Here is a 16,761-nt window from a genome sequence, read left to right as displayed (position 1 = left end):
GCGGCCGCCTCAGGCTGTCGTCTGCTCAAGCGGTCAACCGGCATCCGGCATACGGCTTTCGTCGCGCAGTCTGAGGAAGAAGCCGGTGATTTCTTCCGGCGTCGCGCGCTCTGCCGCCCCGGCGGTGACCTCGTCCTGAGTCCAGATCCAGCTCGTCGCCGGATCGTGGAGCATGGCCCATTCGCCAAACACCTGTTCCGGAACAGTCTCGGCCACATGCAGCTTGACCTCAAGATGGCGGTCATCGCGCTTGATGCGCTCCAGCGTGCGCCGCACAAGCTCTTCGTGACCCTCAAGCCATTGAAGATAAATGTCTGCGCGGCAGATCAGGGCGCCGGTGACGCCATCGCGCTCATTGCAGCGGCGGGCGTCCATAAGGACGCTGCGCAGAATGCCGGTATCAAACCCGAACGGCCGCGAGGTGTAGATCGCCCGAAACACACTCATCGCCTGTCAGCCCCCTGTCAGCGCCCGTGATGATCAAGCCCGCCTGGCGTTCCGCCGTTATGGCGCGGACAAACAAATACAAGCGTGGCTGATCGCCTCATAGGAAACATAGATCGGCGCACCGGCGCGGCCAGTCCGCGCGGGGTGCCACCTATCCGATCGTGCCTGACGGCGGGTCTTGCGCGGTCTCGCCATCGCCACCGGCCTGCTCGCCTTCCAAGGGCGTCAGCCCATAGGGCGCCACCAGCTTCCAGACATGATCGGGGATCATGGACTTCATGCGCCGGGGCTCCTGACGGCGCAGATGCAGCACGGTTTCAGACGCCTTCATCTCCACCCGCGCCCGGGCAAACTCCAGCCCTCTGGGGCCGATCCGGGGCATCAGCCAGGCCACGAGGGGCCGCACCCAATCGGGCATGCCGCGCAGGGGCAATCCGCCCGCCGCGCGCTCGGTGTTGGCGATGAACCCCGTCACGGCCGACTGGCGCTTTCCCGCCGAGCCGGGCTCGGCCAGCGTCACTTCATCCTCGATCAGCGAGATCAGCTCCTCGCCGGTCTCATTGCGAACCAGCAGCCACTGCTCGCCCTGCCCGCCCATATACCCCACCGTGATGTCGGCCAGCACATTGGTGTAATCCACGCAGGTGCGGCAGGTGAGCGGGAAGAAATCGGGCGGCAGCTTGGAGATGGGCAGTTTCAGGAACGGGATGGTTTTGACCTCCCCGTCCTCGAAGCGCAGCTCCACCTGATAATCGGCCCGGAACTCCAGATAGGTGATGGTCTCGGGCTGGTCAGACAACAGCGCCAGAAAATCATGGAAGCGCTGCGTGGTCGTATTGTCAGAACACGGCGTGCCGATAACATAGAGCTTGTCGAGGCCCAGCTCCTCCTCGAGCGCCCGAAGGGCGTAGACTTGGCACGGAATGCCGATGACGGCGACGCGCTTGTAGCCGCGCTCACGCACTGGTTCGAGCAGCGCCAGGAGCGGCGCGTAGCCCATGCGCATGCCGCGCACCTGCGCCATGCCCTCGGCCTTGGTCACCAGCACCGGCACGGGCTTCCACCGATCCTCCGGGTCCGGCGCCATGGTCAGCACCACATCCACGGCGTCCCGCTCCAGCAGGCGCTCGGCCAGCCGCGTGGTGATGCCGGTCCATTGGGCGCCTGGCCGCGGGGCTTTGAGCGAGGCGCGCACCATGCGGCGGAAGGGTCCGAAATGCAGCTCGTCGGGACGCGCCGGATCGCGCGTGCGGCCATGGACCTTCGCTTCCAGCCGCTCATAGTCCGGCTTGATGAACTGGCAGGCCCGCCCGCACGCTTTGGGGTCCTCCATGCGCGACACGCCGCAATCAGTGCACAGATGACGCGCCACCGGCTCGCGCACGGGCGGCGCGGTGACGCCGTCAGCTTCAGGCAAAATTGCCGTCATGCGCCGTCCCTCAGTGCGCTGAGAAAGGCCTCTACCGGAATAAGGCTCTCATCCGGGGCTTCCTCCTGGGGCAGATGCCCGACACCGGGCAGCGCCGTCAGCTGAGCGTCCGGCAGCGCGCCAAGATAGTCCTGCGCGTTCGACACCGGGATCAGCCGGTCATCCTCGCCCCAGAGCAGGAGCACCGGTTTGTCCAGGGCGGCCAGACGCGCCAGCGGATCGGTGAGAATCGTCTGCTCCATACGGTGGATCAGGGCCAGGCGCGCACCCGGCGCCCGCAGAAGATCATAGTATCGCGCCACCACGTGCGGCTCGAGGCGCGCGGGATCGCTATAGCTCTGGTCCAGATTCATCTTGACCAGAAAGCGCGGCAGGATCGCGCGCATGGCGTGGGTGACCGCGCCGATCTTGGGCGCCTCGCCATACTCAAACCCCACGCTGGCGAACCCGTCCGGCGCGATCAGAACCAGCCGCGACACCCTGTCCGGGTGTTCACTGGCGAAAGACCAGGCGATCCGTCCGCCCACGGAATTGCCGATGATCGCCGCCTCGCCAACCTCCAGACGGGCCATCAGTCCCAGGAGGAGCTCGAACGCGCGCGCATCGTCATAGCGCCCCGCCGGGTCCGGCGGCGACAGGCCGGAGCCCGGCAGATCGAAGCGCACCACACGGTACCGGTCCGAAAGGGCGGCGGCCCAGTCTTCCCAGGTGTGCAAGCTGGAACCGAACCCGTGGATCATGATGATCGCGGGCGCGTCTGCCGGACCATCGGCGCGCACATGCAGGCGCGCGCCCTCCACATCCATCATGTCCGAGGCGGAACGCAGATACGCCGCCTCCAGCCGTTCACGCGACAGATCCGGCGTCCACAGCCAGACCCCCACAGCCACCAGCACGCCGATCACCACCGCCGCGATAAGAAGTGTCTTGTCCATTCGGTTGGGGGTCCCCGCGAGTCAGACGTCCAGTCTGGTTGACACCTCAACCTCGCTTATCGCCGCCGCGCCGTCCAGTGGACGCCCTACAGCCAGTCCGCCACCAGCGGCCTCAGCGCCAGCTTCGCCCGCAGCCTCGCGGCGATGAGATACACGCCCGCCACCTTGCGCTGGATATAAGCCAGATCCACCGGCGGGGTGTGGTTGAAGCCGGCGGCCTGAAGCGCGGCGCCTTCCTCGCGCAGGCGGTCCACCAGTCCCGCGCCGGCGAAATCGAACGGGGCGCCGCCTCCCAGCGGTTCCAGGGCGAGGCGCGCGGCGTCAATGGCGCGGGCGCGAATCTGCGGCGGCTGGCTATCGCTGATGGCGCCCGCTTGCAGGAGCGCCTCGCCCAGCGCCGCGTCATCGCCCGCGAGCCCCGCCCGCAACACCGCCCGCAAGCCGCCAGCGCGCTGCGGCGTCACGGTTTCTGTCGCGCCAAAGTCCAGGAGGGCGATGCGGCCGTCCTCACGGAAGCGGAAATTGGCCGGGTTGGGATCGGACTGGATGAGGCCGAACGCGAACACCTCGCGCACGGTCAGGCTGATCAGCGCCTGGGCCGCCCGGTCGCGCACCGGCTGGGGCGCGCCGTCCAGCGTGGACAGCGGCCCGCCTGCAATCCAGTCCATGGCCAGCACGGTCTCGCCGCTGAGTGCGTCCACTACGCCCGGCATGATGAAGTCGCGATCATCGCCCAGCGCACGCGCATAGGCCTTCAGGCTCGTCGCCTCGCTGACATAGTCGGCCTCACGGTGCAGGCGCGCGCGAACGCCGTCGAGGAAGGGATCGATGTCGGCGCCGCTGGGCAGCATGCCTGAGCGGCGCACCATGAAGGCCAGCGTGTCCAGATCAACGTCGATACTGTCGCGCACGCCTTCAAACTGGACCTTCACCGCGAGCTCACGCCCGCTGCGCAGACGCGCCCTGTGGACCTGACCGATGGAGGCCGACGCGGCGGGACGGGTCTCGAAGCGCTCGAATCTCGCCATCCAGCCAGGCCCCCAGGCCCGGTCGAGCACGCGGCGCAACTGGCGTGGCGGCATGGGCGGACCGTTCTCCTGCAATCGGGCCAGCGGGGCGGCGAGCTCGGGCGCCAGCACCGCCCCATAATCCATGGACACCAGCTGTCCGGCCTTCATCGCCGCGCCGCGCAGGCGCGCCAGCTCGTCGGCCAGGCGATTGAGGTTGCCGGGCGTCAGCACCAGATCGCGCGGCGCCAGCGCCTCGCCGCGCGCCAGCGCCCCGGCCCCGGCGATCAGCGCCCGCCCGGCCAGCTCTACGCCCAGACCCGCCACCCGCGCGGTGCGGCTGATGCGTCCTGACGGCGTGGCGACGCCGCGCGGTGTGTTCTCGGCCATGACGCGCTCCCTGACCCGACGGCCCGGCAACAGGTTGTAGGTCGCGCGGGGCGAAGGTCACGGGCCGCGCGGTCACAGGCGCCTCTCCCGGTGCGAACAAGCCCGGTCTCCACCCTGTGCAAAGGCCGCCTGATCGAGGTTAGCGGCCACCGGCGTGCGCCACGCTAGCCTGACATTCAGCCTCAGGAAGAGAGTGGACCCATGACCCACGACACTGCCGTTTCGGTAGAGCCGCGTGCCCTCGTTCACGCCCCGCAGCCCGCCGCCTGCCAAGCCGGGACGCACCCGTTCCACGACCAGCTCCGGATCGAAACGCCCGAGCTGCGCCGTCATGCGATCCGGCTGACGCGCGACTGGCATCGGGCGCAGGACCTGGTGCAGGAGACCCTGACCAAGGCCTGGGCCAACCGGGCCCGCTACACGCCGGGCACCAATCTGCGCGCCTGGCTTCACACCATTCTGCGCAACACCTTCCTCAGCGATGTGCGCAAGCGCCGGCGCGAGGTCGAGGATGCGGACGGCCATCTGACCGCAAGACTGTCGCAGCCGCCATCGCAGGATCACGCGGTGGCCCTGTCGCAGCTCATGACGGCCATGACCGCCTTGCCCGAAAGCCAGCGTCAGGCGCTGACACTGGTGGGCGCCACCGGGTTCAGCCAGGAAGAGGCGGCCATCCGCCTCGGCTGCGCCATCGGCACCATCAAGAGCCGGGTTTCGAGGGCCCGCGCGTCTCTGGGCGCGCTGTTGCCGCCTCACATGGCGCCGCGCCGCGCGCGCTGACATCGACGCCGCCGCCGGCCGGCGCCGCGGACACAAATCACCGTGTTTGCTTGGGAACGCCCATTGCATTGCGGCGTTCCTTTTGAGTGACCGGATCATGCCCGAAGCGGTTCCAGCCGCGAAATGCCCCCCCGGCCGCGGCGACGCCGCTCGCTGATCCGGTCACGACCCTGCAGGAGGCGCCTGCGCAACCATCCCGCCCCCCGGGATCAAGGAGACTTTTCATGACACATCCAGCCAACACGCCGCACGGACATGATCACGGCGGCGCCTTCGGGTTCGCCCGCGATGGTTATCACCGGGCCGAGGTCCATGCTCTCACCGCGTCCGACATTGAAAGTGCGAAAGTCTATGACCGCACCGACAATTCCATCGGATCGATCACCGATCTGAAGGTCAGCCCGGACGGCAAGATCACCCACGCCGTCATCGATGTCGGCGGCTTCCTCGGAATGGGCGCCCACTCCGTCCAGCTGCCGTTCGGCCAGCTCACCGTCCTTCGCAAGACCGACGGCGACGATGTACGCGTCCACCTGGACGCCACCAAAGAGCAGCTCAAGGCGATGCCGCACCACGACGCGAAATAGCCTGAGCCGGTACTAAACGAGACGAGGCCGCACAAGCGATTGTGCGGCCTTTTTCGTGGGTCAGGATCATGTCTCCCTGAGCTGGACGCGGCCCGTGTCCGCGCGCCCTGGGCGTCTGGCTGCAGCGCAATCGCCATCACCCAAAAACAAAGGGGCCCGCTCGCGCGGACCCCTCGACCGTTCAGTCTGCAGACAGACTAGTCTTCTTCGTGGGCCGGCATGGCTTCGAGCTGCGAACGGGTCATTTCGACCTGCACCCGCACGTCGTCATTGCTCTGGCTCCAACCGATCTCGGCGTCGTTGATAGGCAGGTTCACGGTGTGCGCGCCCATCCCGAGGAACCCGCCGACATCAACCAGCAGGCTGAGCACATCGTCGTCGCCGCCGATGACCACGTCCTTGACCGAACCGACCTTGTTGCCGGCATTGTCGAACACGTCCGCGCCCATAAGACGATCCACCGTGCGCTCTTCGGCGCCGAGCATCTCGTACTCGTCGGAGAACACAGCAGCCGAACGCTCTGCATCGCGTGTCGCGCGATCAGCGCGGGCGGCCTCTTCGCGGGCTGCCGCCGTCTCGGCCTGGGCGGCGGCGCGTTCCGCACGCGCTTCAGCGGCTTCGGCCTGGCCGTTCGTGCGCTCATTGCGCTCCGCGACCGCTTCGGCTTCAGCCTCGGACCGATTGCTCGGAGAGGCGCTGCGCTCGGCGCGGGACGCGGTGACCTCAGCGCGGGCGTCGGCGCGGGCTTCGTCCGCGTCGTCACGGGCGTTATTGCCTTCAGTCAGTCCGGCCGTCGTGGTGGTCGGCGCGCGGGTGGACTGGGTCTGCGCCGGCGTCATGGAGGTGCGATGGGTGGTGGATGAACCCGATTCCATGGCGTCACTGCCCTGGGCATTGCCAATGCGCGTACCGAAGCCGGCGCGCAGCAGGTCGTCATTCCATTCCGGCAGGATTTCAAGCTCGTCCTGCGTCATGGAGATCACGACGAAGAAGTCTTCGAGCTCATCGGTCTCATCGCTGTCGGAAACGAAATACAGCTCGTCGATATCGACCAGCACGGTGTGCGCACCGAGGCCGAGAAAGCCGCCCACATCGACGAGGATGCCGTGAATCTCGCCGTCCTGGGTCATGACGATGTCTTTGATCTGACCAATGTCATTCCAATCATCGCGATCGGAGCTGAACGTGTCCGAACGAGTCCAACGCGAGGTGTTCTGCGCTGACGCCGAATCCGCATTGCGGTTACGCAGCGCTGTGGCGCTGTCAGTGTCCGTGTCGAGATTATAGACCGACATGCCCGTGAACGAGCTGGACAGGAAGGCCGGCACGGACGTGCTGGAGTTGGACTGGGCGGCCGCGCGGGTTTCAGCCTGCGCTTGAGTTTGCGCCTGGGTCTGGAACGCGCTGGCGTGCGCGGTCATGCCGAACGTGGTGACCGCTGCAAGGGCGGTGCTGAGCAAAAGCTTCTTCATGGGTGTCTCCATCTGTTTTTCGTGCGTCCTGTTTTCAAGAACACTCGACTAACAACCCGGAGCGGGAAGTAAGGTTCCGAATCAGCAAATATTTTTGCAGTTTTGATAACGCGATATAAACACGATCATCCGTGGACAATTTATATTTGCAAGCGCTCTTGGTCGCGATCGAGGCATCAAGACGACAGAGCGCTGCCGAGGGGTGAGTCCGGGACGCACATCGCCCTTGACGCATCGCGCGCCACGCCCGACAGCGTGCGTCATGCCGCCAAACCAGGACACACACACTTCATACGACGCGCTGGTCATTGGGGCCGGCGCGGCGGGGCTGTTCTATGGCGCGCGCGCGGGCGAGGCGGGATTGCGGGTGCTGGTCGTGGATCATGCCGCAAAGCCGGCCGAGAAGGTGCGCATCTCCGGCGGTGGGCGGTGCAATTTCACCAACATCCACACCGCGCCTCAGAATTTCATCAGCGCCAACCCGCATTTCGCCAAATCCGCCCTGGCGCGCTACACCCCCCAGGACTTCATCGATCAGCTCGCCCGCCACGCCATCACCTGGCACGAGAAGACGCTGGGCCAGCTGTTCTGCGATGGCCGGTCGGGCGCCATTATCGACATGCTGCTCGGCGATCTGCGCAATGCCGGCGGAGCACTGCGCCTCAACACGTCCGTCCAGGACATCGCGAAGACCAAAGCTGGCTTCCGCGTCACCACATCGGGCGGCGTCGTTGATGCGGCGCGCCTGGTGATCGCCAGCGGCGGGCTGTCCATTCCGAAAATGGGCGCGACGGGGTTTGCCTATGATGTGGCGCGCCAATTCGGACACGCCATCATTGACCCGCGCCCGGCGCTCGTCCCCTTCGTGTTTGAAGGCCGCGACAAGGAGGATTTCGCCTCCATCTCCGGCCTCGCCTGCCAGGTTCAGGCCCGCAATGACCGCGCCGCGTTCGAGGAAGCGATGCTGTTCACCCATCGCGGCCTGTCCGGCCCGGCCATCCTGCAGATCTCGTCCTACTGGACGGCCGGCGAACCCGTGACACTGGACCTGCTGGCCGGGCTTCAGGCAGGCGCAGCCCTGACCACCTTCAAGGCGCAGCACCCGAAAAAATCTCTGGCCAGCGCGATGGAGACGCTTTTGCCGGCCCGCCTGGTGGCCTTGCTCGAAGCCCGCGGCGATGTTCCGGCCACGCCGCGCATGGCTGATCTGTCCCATGGCGCGATTGACGCCCTGACGGCCCATCTGTCGCACTGGACCATCAAACCGTCAGGCACCGAAGGCTGGCGGACCGCAGAGGTCACCGTGGGCGGCGTCGACACGGACGGCCTGTCATCAAAAACCATGGAGAGCCGGCGCGTGCCGGGGCTCTACTTCATCGGCGAGTGCGTCGACGTGACCGGCTGGCTCGGCGGCTATAATTTCCAGTGGGCCTGGGCGAGCGCCTATGCGGCGGCGCAGGCTTGAGGGCGCGGGACGCCGGCAGACGCCCGCCTCAACGCCCCCGCCTCCCCCGCCGCACCATCATCACCCCGCCCCCGATCAATCCCAGCAAGACCAGGCCCACCAGCCAGATCGCCAGCGCATTATTGATATAGAAGGCGCGCCAGCCCAGCATGTCGAGGCGGCGCTGGGCGTTATAGTCTGCTGGCACCGGCAGCACGCCGACGCGCTGTTCATAGGCCTGATAGGCGGCCATCAGCTCGGCCATCAGCTCGGGCTGTTCAGCCGACAGATCACGCGTTTCACCCGGATCAACAGCCAGGTTGAACAGCCGCCATCGCCGGTCGCCATAGGGCGGCAGGCTGCGGGTGAGCTTGTAATCGCCCCGGTACAGGGCTGACTGGCCTGACATCTCCAAGCCGATAGCTTCCTCCGGGCCGTAAATGCGGTCCGCCGCGCCGGACAGGAGCGGCGCCAGGCTGCGCCCGGCGAAGGGTTCGCGCCCTTCCACCGGGTTCGCGCCCGCCAGATCGAGCAGAGTGGGCGCGATATCGGTGACGTTGGAGAAGGCCGGCGCGATCCCGCCTTCGCCGACGCCCGGACCGGCTATGATCAGGGGCACGCGCACCCCGCCCTCGGCGGCGTGGAATTTGAACATGGACAGGGGCGAGGTGGACGCCGCCGCCCATTCCGGCCCGATCCATGTATAGGTCCCGCGCTCGCCCAGCCGCTCGGGGTCACGCGAATAGCCCTGGGTGGCGAGCCAGCCAAAAAAGGCGCGGCTGCGCCCCGGATCATTAAACTCGGCCCCGTTGTCGGACAGGATGATGATCACCGTATCGTCATAGCGCCCGGTTTCGCGCAGGCGCTCCACCAGCCGCCCGAAATGATGGTCCGCCGCCTCCAGCATGCCGGCGGCGACCTGACGGCTCATGGCGCTCAGCCTGCGTTCACGCGCTGACAGATCCTCCCAGCGCCTCAGACCCTCGGGCATGGCCGCCATGGGCGCATCGACAGGGACGAGCCCCAGTGCAATGGCGGCGGCGTGGCGCTCGGCGGCCAGCGCCTCCCACCCCGCGTCATAGACGCCGTCATAGCGCTCCACGTATTCGCGCGGCGCCTGCAGTGGAATATGATTGGCCTGAAACGAGAGAACCGAGAGGAATGGCTGATCGGGCGCGACCTCATCGAGATAGTCGATCATTCGGTCCACGAGAAAAGCCGAGGAATAGAAATCCTCCGGCAGGCTCTCCACCGGCGCGTCATCCTCCCACCATTCGGCGTGGGTGTAGTGGGGCAGATAGGTCTGGTGCTCCCAATTGTCGGCGCCGGACGAATCCAGAATGAAGCTGCGGTGAAATCCGCGCGCCGACGGCAGGCTGGTCGGCGACCGCCCCAGATGCCATTTGCCGGTGATCAGGCTGGCATAGCCCGCCGCCGACAAATGCTCTGCAATGGTGGCGACGCGCAGGTTCAGCTCGCCTTCATGGCCAGGCTGGCCCAGCTGCTCGGGCAGCATGAGATGCTCCAGCGTCGGCACGCCGGTGCGGTGGCTGTCCACGCCGGTCATCAGCATGGCGCGCGAGGGCGCACAAGTCGGCCCGACCCGGAAACCGGAGAACATCAGCCCCCGCTCCGCCTGCGCATCGATATGCGGCGTGCGCATCTCGCTTCCATAGGCGCCCAGATCGGTGAAACCGATATCGTCCAGGATCACGATCAGGAAGTTCGGCCGCACGGCCTCTTGAACCTGATCGGGATCATCCATCAGGTCTTGCGCAAAGGCGGGCGCAGCGAGGAGCGCAAAGGCGGCGGCGAGCGCCGTCGCCCGCCAGCGATCAGTTGGGCCAGTAGACATGCTCGTCCTCCTCCTCGCGCGGCCGTCCCAGCGGCCTGTCGATATTGACCGGCATTTCCACGATGGAGGGCCAGAGCGGCTCGGCCTGTTCGGCCTCATGGGCGTCCAGCATCGCGCGCAGCATGGCGGCGCGCTCCGGCTCGCGATCAGCCAGATTGTTCTGCTCGCCCGGATCGCGCTCCAGATCGAACAGCCAGACCTGATCGGGCCGGCCCGCAATCTGCAGCTTCCAGCCCTGATGGATGACCGCGCGGTAGTGCCCGCTGCGCCAGAACAGGGTGTCGCGCGGCGAGCCCGTTTCGGCGCCCGTCAGGAAGGGCGTCAGATCGCGCCCGTCCATGACCCGGTCCTGCGGGATGCGCACCCCGGCGACAGCCGCCAGCGTTGGCAAGATGTCGACATGCTGGGCCAGTCCCTCCATCTCGCCGCCGGGCTCGATCACCCCCGGCCAGCGCACGAAAGTCGGGACCCGCACCCCGCCATCAAAGAAGGTCGCCTTCCAGCCGCGATACGGCCGGTTGATATCGGGCAGGCCGATATAGTGGGCCCCGCCATTGTCGGATGTGAAAATGACGAGGGTGTTGTCAGCCAGCCCCTGCGCCTCCAGCGCGTCGAGGACTTCTCCCACACTGCGGTCGAGGGCCCGGATCATGGCGCCATAAACCCGCAGCGGGTGATCGTCGATATGCGCCAGAGCCTCGTAATCCTCCACCGACGCCTGAAGAGGCGAGTGGGGCGCCCAGTGGGCCAGGTAAAGGAAAAGCGGGCGGTTGCGGTTGGTCTCGATGACTCTCACCGCCTCGCGGGTGAAATAGTCGGTGAGGTAGATATCCGGCTCGAAACGCGGCCCGGTTCCTTCCCTCACCGCCGCCCGGCCGGCGGCCCAATACACCGTGTCGATGGGGTCAAACGCCTGGCGCGCCTCGACAACGCGCTCATCCCCGGCGGGCGCATACAACAGACCGGCCAGCTCCAGGCTCTCGTCAAAACCATGGGAAATCGGGTCGGAGCCGTTAGCGCCGCCCAGATGCCATTTGCCGAGCAGGACCGAGTGATATCCGCCCTGCGCCAGCAATGAGGGCAAAGCTATCTCACTGGCCGGCAACCCCATTTCGGCAAAATCAGGCAGGGGCTGCTCCCGGTCCGGGAAATGGAAGGGCGGATCATGGGGCTGCCGGCGCTGGGCCCGCCCGATGATGATCGGCATGGCGGCGGGCATGGGGGTGAACTCAAACCCGAAGCGTGTGGGGTAGCGGCCCGTCATCAGCGCCGCGCGCGAAGGCGCGCACGTGCCGCTGGCTGCATAGGCATGGGTTAGCTGCACGCCTTCACGCGCCAGCCGGTCGATATTGGGGGTGGGGACAGTCCCGCCAGCCACGCCGCCATGCAGCGTAATGTCATTCCAGCCCAGATCGTCCGCGACAATGAGGATGATGTTCGGCCTGTCCCCCCGATCCCCGGCGGTCTCGGGACCGGCCTCCCAGACCATCTCCCGGTGCGGGCCGATCGGGTCCTGCCAGTCCTGCACAAGGCCGGGAATGCGGTCACCATAACGGTCAAACGCCAGCCAACCGCCAACGCCTATGCCAAGGATAACCGCAAGCGCTGCAAGGCTCCCCGGTCCAAGCGGTCCGATTCGCATCCCTTGTCCTCCCCGTCTGCCCACGCTTGTCCTGAGACGTTTGCCTGCGGGCTTGTCAGGATCGGCGGACTTGTTATTATACGAATGTATAATTAAACACGCGGCGCTGTCCACCCGCAATTGGGAACCCCCCATGTCCGCCATAGCAGCCTCCAGCCAGGACCCGGCCCGCCGCCCCGGGCGTCCGGCGAAGCTTGATGCGGACGGGGATAATCAGCGTCAGGCGCTGCTGCAGGTCGCTTCGGCGCATTTCGCCCGGGCCGGCTTCGACGGCGCCTCGCTGCGCGCGATCGCCGACGAGGCCGCGCTCGCCCACGGATTGATCCGGCATTATTTCGGCAGCAAGGATGCGCTGTGGGAGGCGGCGGCCGACTTCCTATTCGGACAGGTGCACGCGGCCATGGCGGAAGCCATCGCCGAGGTCGATCTCAACGATGCCGTCGCCCGGCTGGACGCCCAGGTCCGCGCCACCGTGCGGACAGCAGCGCGGATACCCCACCTGGCCGGTTTCGTTATGCAGGCTGGGATCGCCGGCGGCCCGCGCTATGAGTGGATTGTCGAAAAGCATCTGCGCCCGGCCTACGCCTTCGCGCTGGAGCCTTTTCACCAGCTGACCCGGGAAAATCGGGCCGCGGGCATCGACGCGCATTTCGCCTTCATCCTGTCGACCAACGCCGCGCTGGGCCCGTTCGCGCAAAGCGCCAATTCGCGTGCGCTGGCAGGCATGGACATGGCCGATCCAGATATCGCCGACGCTTACGCCGACACCCTCATCGCCATCCTCAAGCACGGCGTGCTGCGCCAAAGCTGAAGCTCAAGACACAAGAGGCCTGCCATGCTGCCTGGCAACTATCGGATCTACGGCTGCGATCCGTCCTACTACACACGCATGGTGGAGGCGGCGATGCGCTATATGCGCGTGCCGCATCAGGCGCTGCAGAAATCACCGGACGTGCGTGATCGTTTGGAAGCGCGCGCCGGCACCCATCTCATGCCGGTGGTGGAGACGCCTGAAGGCTGGGTGATCCACGATTCCACCTACATCACCCAGCTGCTGGACATGCGCTTTCCCGGCCAGAGCGTGATCCCGCGCAGCCCGGTCCAGCGCATTCTGTGCCGCGTGCTGGACGACTGGATCGACGAGTGGTTCGTGCGCGCCGCCCTGCACCTGCGCTGGATCGACGACGCCGCGGCGCACGAAGCCGCACAGATGATCAGCCATGACATGGCCGGCGCACCCAAAGGCCGGAGCCCGAACGCCGAGGAGCAGGCCATGGTCGATGCGGTCGCCGGCATGGTGCTGCCCTGGGGCCGCAAGGCCATGGGCGTCATGGCCGCCGGAGCAGAGCATCAGGACGCAATCCGAGGCGAGTTCGCCCGCTTCATCAAAGCACTGGAGGCGCACTTCGCCCAAATGCCCGCCCTGTTCGGAGACCGTCTGAGCCTGGCCGATCTGAGCCTGCTGGGCGCCATGAAAGCCCATTTCGCCACGGACAGCCTGGCCCGCGACTTTGTTGCCAGCCACGCGCCGGGCCTGCTGACCTGGACCGAGACCAGCTGGGAGCGCCAGTGCGGGGACGAGACCTGGCTGGCCGACGACGCCATCCCCGCCAGCCTTGAGCCGCTGTTTGCGCTGATGCGGGAGGGGTATGGTCATTTCCTACCCGCCAATCGCAAAGCGGTGCAGGCGGACGAGAAATGGGTAGTGTTCACCGCCTATGATCAGGAGGTGCGCATGCTGGCGCGCAAGGGCGCCGAGCAAAGCCGGCAGGCGCTGCTGGCCGAGATCGCCGCCATGACGCCATCAGACGGCGACGCCGCCCGTCAGGCTTTGTCGGATCGCGGCCTGCTCACCGCTTATGAGGACTGAGACCATGATCGATCTCTATACCGCGCCCACGCCCAATGGCTGGAAAATCTCCATTGCTTTGGAGGAGCTTGGCCTGCCCTATACTGTTCATGTGCTGGATCTGCAGGCAGGCGGCCAGAAGGCCGCTGACTATCTGAAGATCAATCCCAACGGACGGATTCCGGCCATTATCGACCACGAGGCTGGCGGCCGGGCGGTGTTCGAATCCGGGGCGATCCTCTTGTATCTCGCCGAGAAGACCGGCCGGCTGATCGCCTCTGATGAGGACGGGCGCTGGCGCGCCATCCAGTGGCTGTTCTGGCAGGTGGGCGGGCTGGGGCCGATGCAGGGCCAGGCCAACGTGTTCTTCCGCTACCTGCCTGAAAAGATCGAACTGGCGATCCAGCGCTACCAGGGCGAGACACGCCGGCTTTACGAGGTGATGGACGCGCGCCTGAAAGAGACGCCCTATCTGGCGGGGGATGAGTATTCGGTCGCCGACATCGCCTGTTTTCCCTGGGTATTTGCTCACTTTTGGGCCGGCGTGCCGCTCGACGGGCTGGACGCGCTGAATGACTGGAAGTCGCGCCTGGAGCAGCGCCCGGCCGTGCTGAAAGGCCTCGGCATCCCACCCCTGCCAGACCTCTCCAAACTCGCCAGCGCCGGACGCAAGATGGTGACATGAAGCCCTCTGCGCGCAGCCTGATCCCGGCCCTGATCGCAAGCCGCCGCCTGCGCGCGGCGCAACGCGGGCTGTCCGGCCTGCGCCGGCGCCTGTCCGGGGCGAGGCCTGTGGTGCGCTATTTCCATCAATGCGATGACCCGTATTCATGGCTGGCGGCGCGCGCGCTGGGCCATCTGGCCGATTGCTACGGCGTCACCGTGCGCCCGTATCTGGTTCCACCACCTGACGCCGCCGCAGCGCCTGATCGCCAACGCCTGCAGGCCTGGTCCTTGCGCGATGCGCAAACGCTGGCCGCCGGTCTGCGCCTGGCGCCACCGCCCGCCACCGCCCTGACGCAGGACCGGATTCGCGCCGCCGAGGGCGCTCTGGCTGGAATAGTGGACCCGCATGCTTTCACGTCCGCTGCGGGTTCAATCGAACACGCGTGGGGTACATCGTCTGCCCTGCACGGTACGTCGGGCGACGCGGAGGCTACGCTCGCGCGCGGCGCGGCGGAGCGACAGCGCCTGGGCCATTATCTCGGTGCGACCTTCCATTTCGAGGGCGAATGGTATTGGGGGCCGGACCGGCTGGGGTATCTCGAGGCACGCCTCGCCAGGATTGCAGGCGTGGAAGACACGCCCTTCTTTCCGCGCCTCGAAGCCGGCCTAATCCCCCCTTCAAGACAGGCCCTGTCCACGCGCCCGCGTCTGGATGCCTTCGTGTCGCTGCGCAGCCCTTACACATGGCTCGCCATGGACCGCCTGACGGCGCTGGCGGAGGCGTACAACGCCGATCTGCACCTGCGGCCGGTCCTGCCCATGGTGATGCGCGGCCTGCCCGTGCCGCGCGCCAAGCGCCTCTACATCGTGCGCGACACCAAGCGCGAGGCCGAGCGGCTGGGCCTGCCCTTCGGACGCATTGCCGACCCGGTGGGACGCCCTGCCGAGCGGGGTCTGGCGGTCTTGTTTCACGCCATAACACTCGGACGCGGACCGGATTTTGCGCGCGCCTTCCTGAAGGGCGTGTTCGCCGACGGGATCGATGCCGGTACGGCGCGCGGCCTTGATCATCTGGGCGCGCAGGCTGGCCTGACCCCTGCCGACGTGCGGGCAGGTTTGAGCGATGACGCATGGCGCACGCAGGCTGAAGCCAATCGCGAAGCGATGCTGGCGCTCGGAATCTGGGGCGTGCCCGCCTTCCAGGTCAACGACCGGCCTGCCCATTGGGGCCAGGACAGGCTGTGGGCGGTGGAGGCCGATCTGCAGGCGGCGCACGGCGCGGCCAAGGGCGCCTGACCATGCAGCGAGGCCACGCACGCGCGCGCCTGTACACGGCGGCCTGTTGGGCCACGATGCTCATCGCGCTCGCCGCCTGCGGCGCGCCTGAAACCGAAGCGCCGCGCGCCTGCCTCGAAATCGCGAGGCCGGACCCGGACGCGCCGCAAGACGGCATGGTCTGGATCGCGCCGGGCGAGGTGGTGCTGGGTTCGCAGGACTTCTACCCCGAAGAGCGCCCGGTGCGCACGGTTGCTGTGGACGGGTTCTGGATCGCCGCCCATGCGGTGACCAATGGTGAGTTCATGGCGTTTGTGGCGGCCACCGGCTATGTCACGCTGGCCGAGCGCGCCGGGCCCCTTACGGGCGGCGGCGCGGTGTTCGGACCGGGGGTGCAGGTGCGCGACTGGTCGGATATCCGCGCCTGGTGGCGCTATGAGCCCGAGGCCAATTGGCGCCAGCCCACCGGCCCCGGAAGCTCGATCGATGGGCGCAGCGCCTTTCCGGTGGTGCAGATCGCTTATGAAGATGCGCTGGCCTATGCGCGCTGGCGCGGCCACGATCTGCCCAATGAATCCGAATGGGAGCGCGCGGCCCGCGGCGGGCTGGAGGGCGCGGCCTATGTCTGGGGCGACGAGACCCGCCCCGGCGGAGACTTCCGCGCCAATCACTGGCAGGGCGCATTTCCGTTCGAGAACAGCGGCGCAGACGGCTTCACCGGACTGGCGCCCGTGGGCTGCTACCCGCCCAATGATTTCGGCCTGTACGACATGGCGGGCAATGTCTGGGAATGGACCAGCAGCACGTGGGAGCGCGATGGCTTTCGCGTGATCAAGGGCGGGTCCTTCCTGTGTTCGGACACCTATTGCCACCGCTATCGCCCTGCGGCGCGCCAACCCGGCGACGAAACTTTCTCGACCGAGCATCTGGGCTTTCGCACAGTCTGGCGCGGACCGCCGCAGGAATAGGCCGGGCCGGCGGAG

General features: G+C 66.9%; 15 protein-coding genes. 8 read left to right on the top strand and 7 right to left on the bottom strand.

Annotation, left to right across the window (positions count from 1 at the left end; translation table 11 throughout):
- Nucleotides 1-33: 33 nt before the first annotated feature.
- From L2D01_03995 to L2D01_03980, 4 genes are all read right to left on the bottom strand, one after another.
- Nucleotides 34-447 (bottom strand): BLUF domain-containing protein, encoded by a 414-nt coding sequence (locus L2D01_03995; protein ID WBQ10948.1) that lies wholly within the window; start codon nt 445-447, stop codon nt 34-36.
- A gap of 151 nt (nt 448-598) precedes the next feature.
- On the bottom strand, nt 599-1,876 hold the full coding sequence (locus tag L2D01_03990) for a Coenzyme F420 hydrogenase/dehydrogenase, beta subunit C-terminal domain (protein WBQ10947.1): 1,278 nt from the start codon (nt 1,874-1,876) through the stop codon (nt 599-601).
- Nucleotides 1,873-2,811 (bottom strand): alpha/beta fold hydrolase, encoded by a 939-nt coding sequence (locus tag L2D01_03985; GenBank protein ID WBQ10946.1) that lies wholly within the window; start codon nt 2,809-2,811, stop codon nt 1,873-1,875. Before L2D01_03985 ends, L2D01_03990 begins: the two co-directional genes overlap by 4 nt.
- An 86-nt stretch (nt 2,812-2,897) precedes the next feature.
- Nucleotides 2,898-4,208, bottom strand: a complete 1,311-nt coding sequence (locus tag L2D01_03980) for an AarF/ABC1/UbiB kinase family protein (protein WBQ10945.1) — start codon at nt 4,206-4,208, stop codon at nt 2,898-2,900.
- Nucleotides 4,209-4,409: 201 nt separating this feature from the next.
- Between L2D01_03980 and L2D01_03975 the strand changes: the two genes are divergently transcribed.
- Together L2D01_03975 and L2D01_03970 are read left to right on the top strand one after the other, a co-directional pair.
- Complete coding sequence (locus tag L2D01_03975) at nt 4,410-4,988, top strand: sigma-70 family RNA polymerase sigma factor (GenBank protein WBQ10944.1); 579 nt, start codon at nt 4,410-4,412, stop codon at nt 4,986-4,988.
- A gap of 224 nt (nt 4,989-5,212) precedes the next feature.
- The gene (locus L2D01_03970) at nt 5,213-5,575 is read left to right on the top strand and encodes a PRC-barrel domain-containing protein (GenBank protein WBQ10943.1); all 363 of its coding nucleotides are present in this window, start codon (nt 5,213-5,215) and stop codon (nt 5,573-5,575) included.
- A gap of 197 nt (nt 5,576-5,772) precedes the next feature.
- Here L2D01_03970 and L2D01_03965 read toward each other — a convergent pair whose 3' ends face one another.
- Entirely contained in the window at nt 5,773-7,047 is a 1,275-nt protein-coding gene (locus L2D01_03965; GenBank protein WBQ10942.1) for a PRC-barrel domain-containing protein, read from the bottom strand.
- A gap of 262 nt (nt 7,048-7,309) precedes the next feature.
- On the opposite strand from L2D01_03965, the gene L2D01_03960 reads away from it, so the two are divergent.
- Complete coding sequence (locus tag L2D01_03960; protein WBQ10941.1) at nt 7,310-8,512, top strand: NAD(P)/FAD-dependent oxidoreductase; 1,203 nt, start codon at nt 7,310-7,312, stop codon at nt 8,510-8,512.
- Between the two features lie 28 nt (nt 8,513-8,540).
- On the opposite strand, the gene L2D01_03955 is transcribed toward L2D01_03960, so the two are convergent.
- Together L2D01_03955 and L2D01_03950 are read right to left on the bottom strand one after the other, a co-directional pair.
- Entirely contained in the window at nt 8,541-10,346 is a 1,806-nt protein-coding gene (locus L2D01_03955; protein ID WBQ10940.1) for a sulfatase-like hydrolase/transferase, read from the bottom strand.
- A complete protein-coding gene (locus L2D01_03950) occupies nt 10,327-11,988 on the bottom strand; it encodes a sulfatase-like hydrolase/transferase (GenBank protein WBQ10939.1) in 1,662 nt (553 codons plus the stop codon). The genes L2D01_03955 and L2D01_03950 overlap by 20 nt, the downstream gene beginning before the upstream one ends.
- Before the next feature lie 133 nt (nt 11,989-12,121).
- On the opposite strand from L2D01_03950, the gene L2D01_03945 reads away from it, so the two are divergent.
- The 5 genes from L2D01_03945 to L2D01_03925 are packed head-to-tail and all read left to right on the top strand — an operon-like array spanning nt 12,122 to nt 16,746.
- The gene (locus L2D01_03945; GenBank protein WBQ10938.1) at nt 12,122-12,799 is read left to right on the top strand and encodes a TetR/AcrR family transcriptional regulator; all 678 of its coding nucleotides are present in this window, start codon (nt 12,122-12,124) and stop codon (nt 12,797-12,799) included.
- A 24-nt stretch (nt 12,800-12,823) separates the two neighbouring features.
- Nucleotides 12,824-13,858 carry a glutathione S-transferase C-terminal domain-containing protein gene (locus L2D01_03940; protein WBQ10937.1) on the top strand — a complete coding sequence of 345 codons (1,035 nt, stop codon included), beginning with the start codon at nt 12,824-12,826 and terminating at the stop codon, nt 13,856-13,858.
- 4 nt (nt 13,859-13,862) lie between these two features.
- Nucleotides 13,863-14,522, top strand: a complete 660-nt coding sequence (locus L2D01_03935; protein ID WBQ10936.1) for a glutathione S-transferase N-terminal domain-containing protein — start codon at nt 13,863-13,865, stop codon at nt 14,520-14,522.
- The gene (locus L2D01_03930) at nt 14,519-15,799 is read left to right on the top strand and encodes a DsbA family protein (protein WBQ10935.1); all 1,281 of its coding nucleotides are present in this window, start codon (nt 14,519-14,521) and stop codon (nt 15,797-15,799) included. The genes L2D01_03935 and L2D01_03930 overlap by 4 nt, the downstream gene beginning before the upstream one ends.
- 2 nt (nt 15,800-15,801) lie before the next feature.
- A complete protein-coding gene (locus L2D01_03925) occupies nt 15,802-16,746 on the top strand; it encodes a formylglycine-generating enzyme family protein (GenBank protein ID WBQ10934.1) in 945 nt (314 codons plus the stop codon).
- Nucleotides 16,747-16,761 lie beyond the last annotated feature (15 nt).

The organism is Hyphomonadaceae bacterium ML37, assembly GCA_027627685.1.
Taxonomy (GTDB): domain Bacteria; phylum Pseudomonadota; class Alphaproteobacteria; order Caulobacterales; family Maricaulaceae; genus Oceanicaulis.
Note: the sequence above shows the minus strand (reverse complement) of the source record. Positions and strands in the feature narration are given on the sequence as shown.

Excerpts from the sequence above, each read along its gene's own strand:
- L2D01_03995 (WBQ10948.1), bottom strand. The coding sequence starts at position 447 with ATGAGTGTGTTTCGGGCGATCTACACCTCGCGGCCGTTCGGGTTTGAT.
- L2D01_03990 (WBQ10947.1), bottom strand. The coding sequence starts at position 1,876 with ATGACGGCAATTTTGCCTGAAGCTGACGGCGTCACCGCGCCGCCCGTG.
- L2D01_03985 (WBQ10946.1), bottom strand. The coding sequence starts at position 2,811 with ATGGACAAGACACTTCTTATCGCGGCGGTGGTGATCGGCGTGCTGGTG.
- L2D01_03980 (WBQ10945.1), bottom strand. The coding sequence starts at position 4,208 with ATGGCCGAGAACACACCGCGCGGCGTCGCCACGCCGTCAGGACGCATC.
- L2D01_03975 (WBQ10944.1), top strand. The coding sequence starts at position 4,410 with ATGACCCACGACACTGCCGTTTCGGTAGAGCCGCGTGCCCTCGTTCAC.
- L2D01_03970 (WBQ10943.1), top strand. The coding sequence starts at position 5,213 with ATGACACATCCAGCCAACACGCCGCACGGACATGATCACGGCGGCGCC.
- L2D01_03965 (WBQ10942.1), bottom strand. The coding sequence starts at position 7,047 with ATGAAGAAGCTTTTGCTCAGCACCGCCCTTGCAGCGGTCACCACGTTC.
- L2D01_03960 (WBQ10941.1), top strand. The coding sequence starts at position 7,310 with ATGCCGCCAAACCAGGACACACACACTTCATACGACGCGCTGGTCATT.
- L2D01_03955 (WBQ10940.1), bottom strand. The coding sequence starts at position 10,346 with ATGTCTACTGGCCCAACTGATCGCTGGCGGGCGACGGCGCTCGCCGCC.
- L2D01_03950 (WBQ10939.1), bottom strand. The coding sequence starts at position 11,988 with ATGCGAATCGGACCGCTTGGACCGGGGAGCCTTGCAGCGCTTGCGGTT.
- L2D01_03945 (WBQ10938.1), top strand. The coding sequence starts at position 12,122 with ATGTCCGCCATAGCAGCCTCCAGCCAGGACCCGGCCCGCCGCCCCGGG.
- L2D01_03940 (WBQ10937.1), top strand. The coding sequence starts at position 12,824 with ATGCTGCCTGGCAACTATCGGATCTACGGCTGCGATCCGTCCTACTAC.
- L2D01_03935 (WBQ10936.1), top strand. The coding sequence starts at position 13,863 with ATGATCGATCTCTATACCGCGCCCACGCCCAATGGCTGGAAAATCTCC.
- L2D01_03930 (WBQ10935.1), top strand. The coding sequence starts at position 14,519 with ATGAAGCCCTCTGCGCGCAGCCTGATCCCGGCCCTGATCGCAAGCCGC.
- L2D01_03925 (WBQ10934.1), top strand. The coding sequence starts at position 15,802 with ATGCAGCGAGGCCACGCACGCGCGCGCCTGTACACGGCGGCCTGTTGG.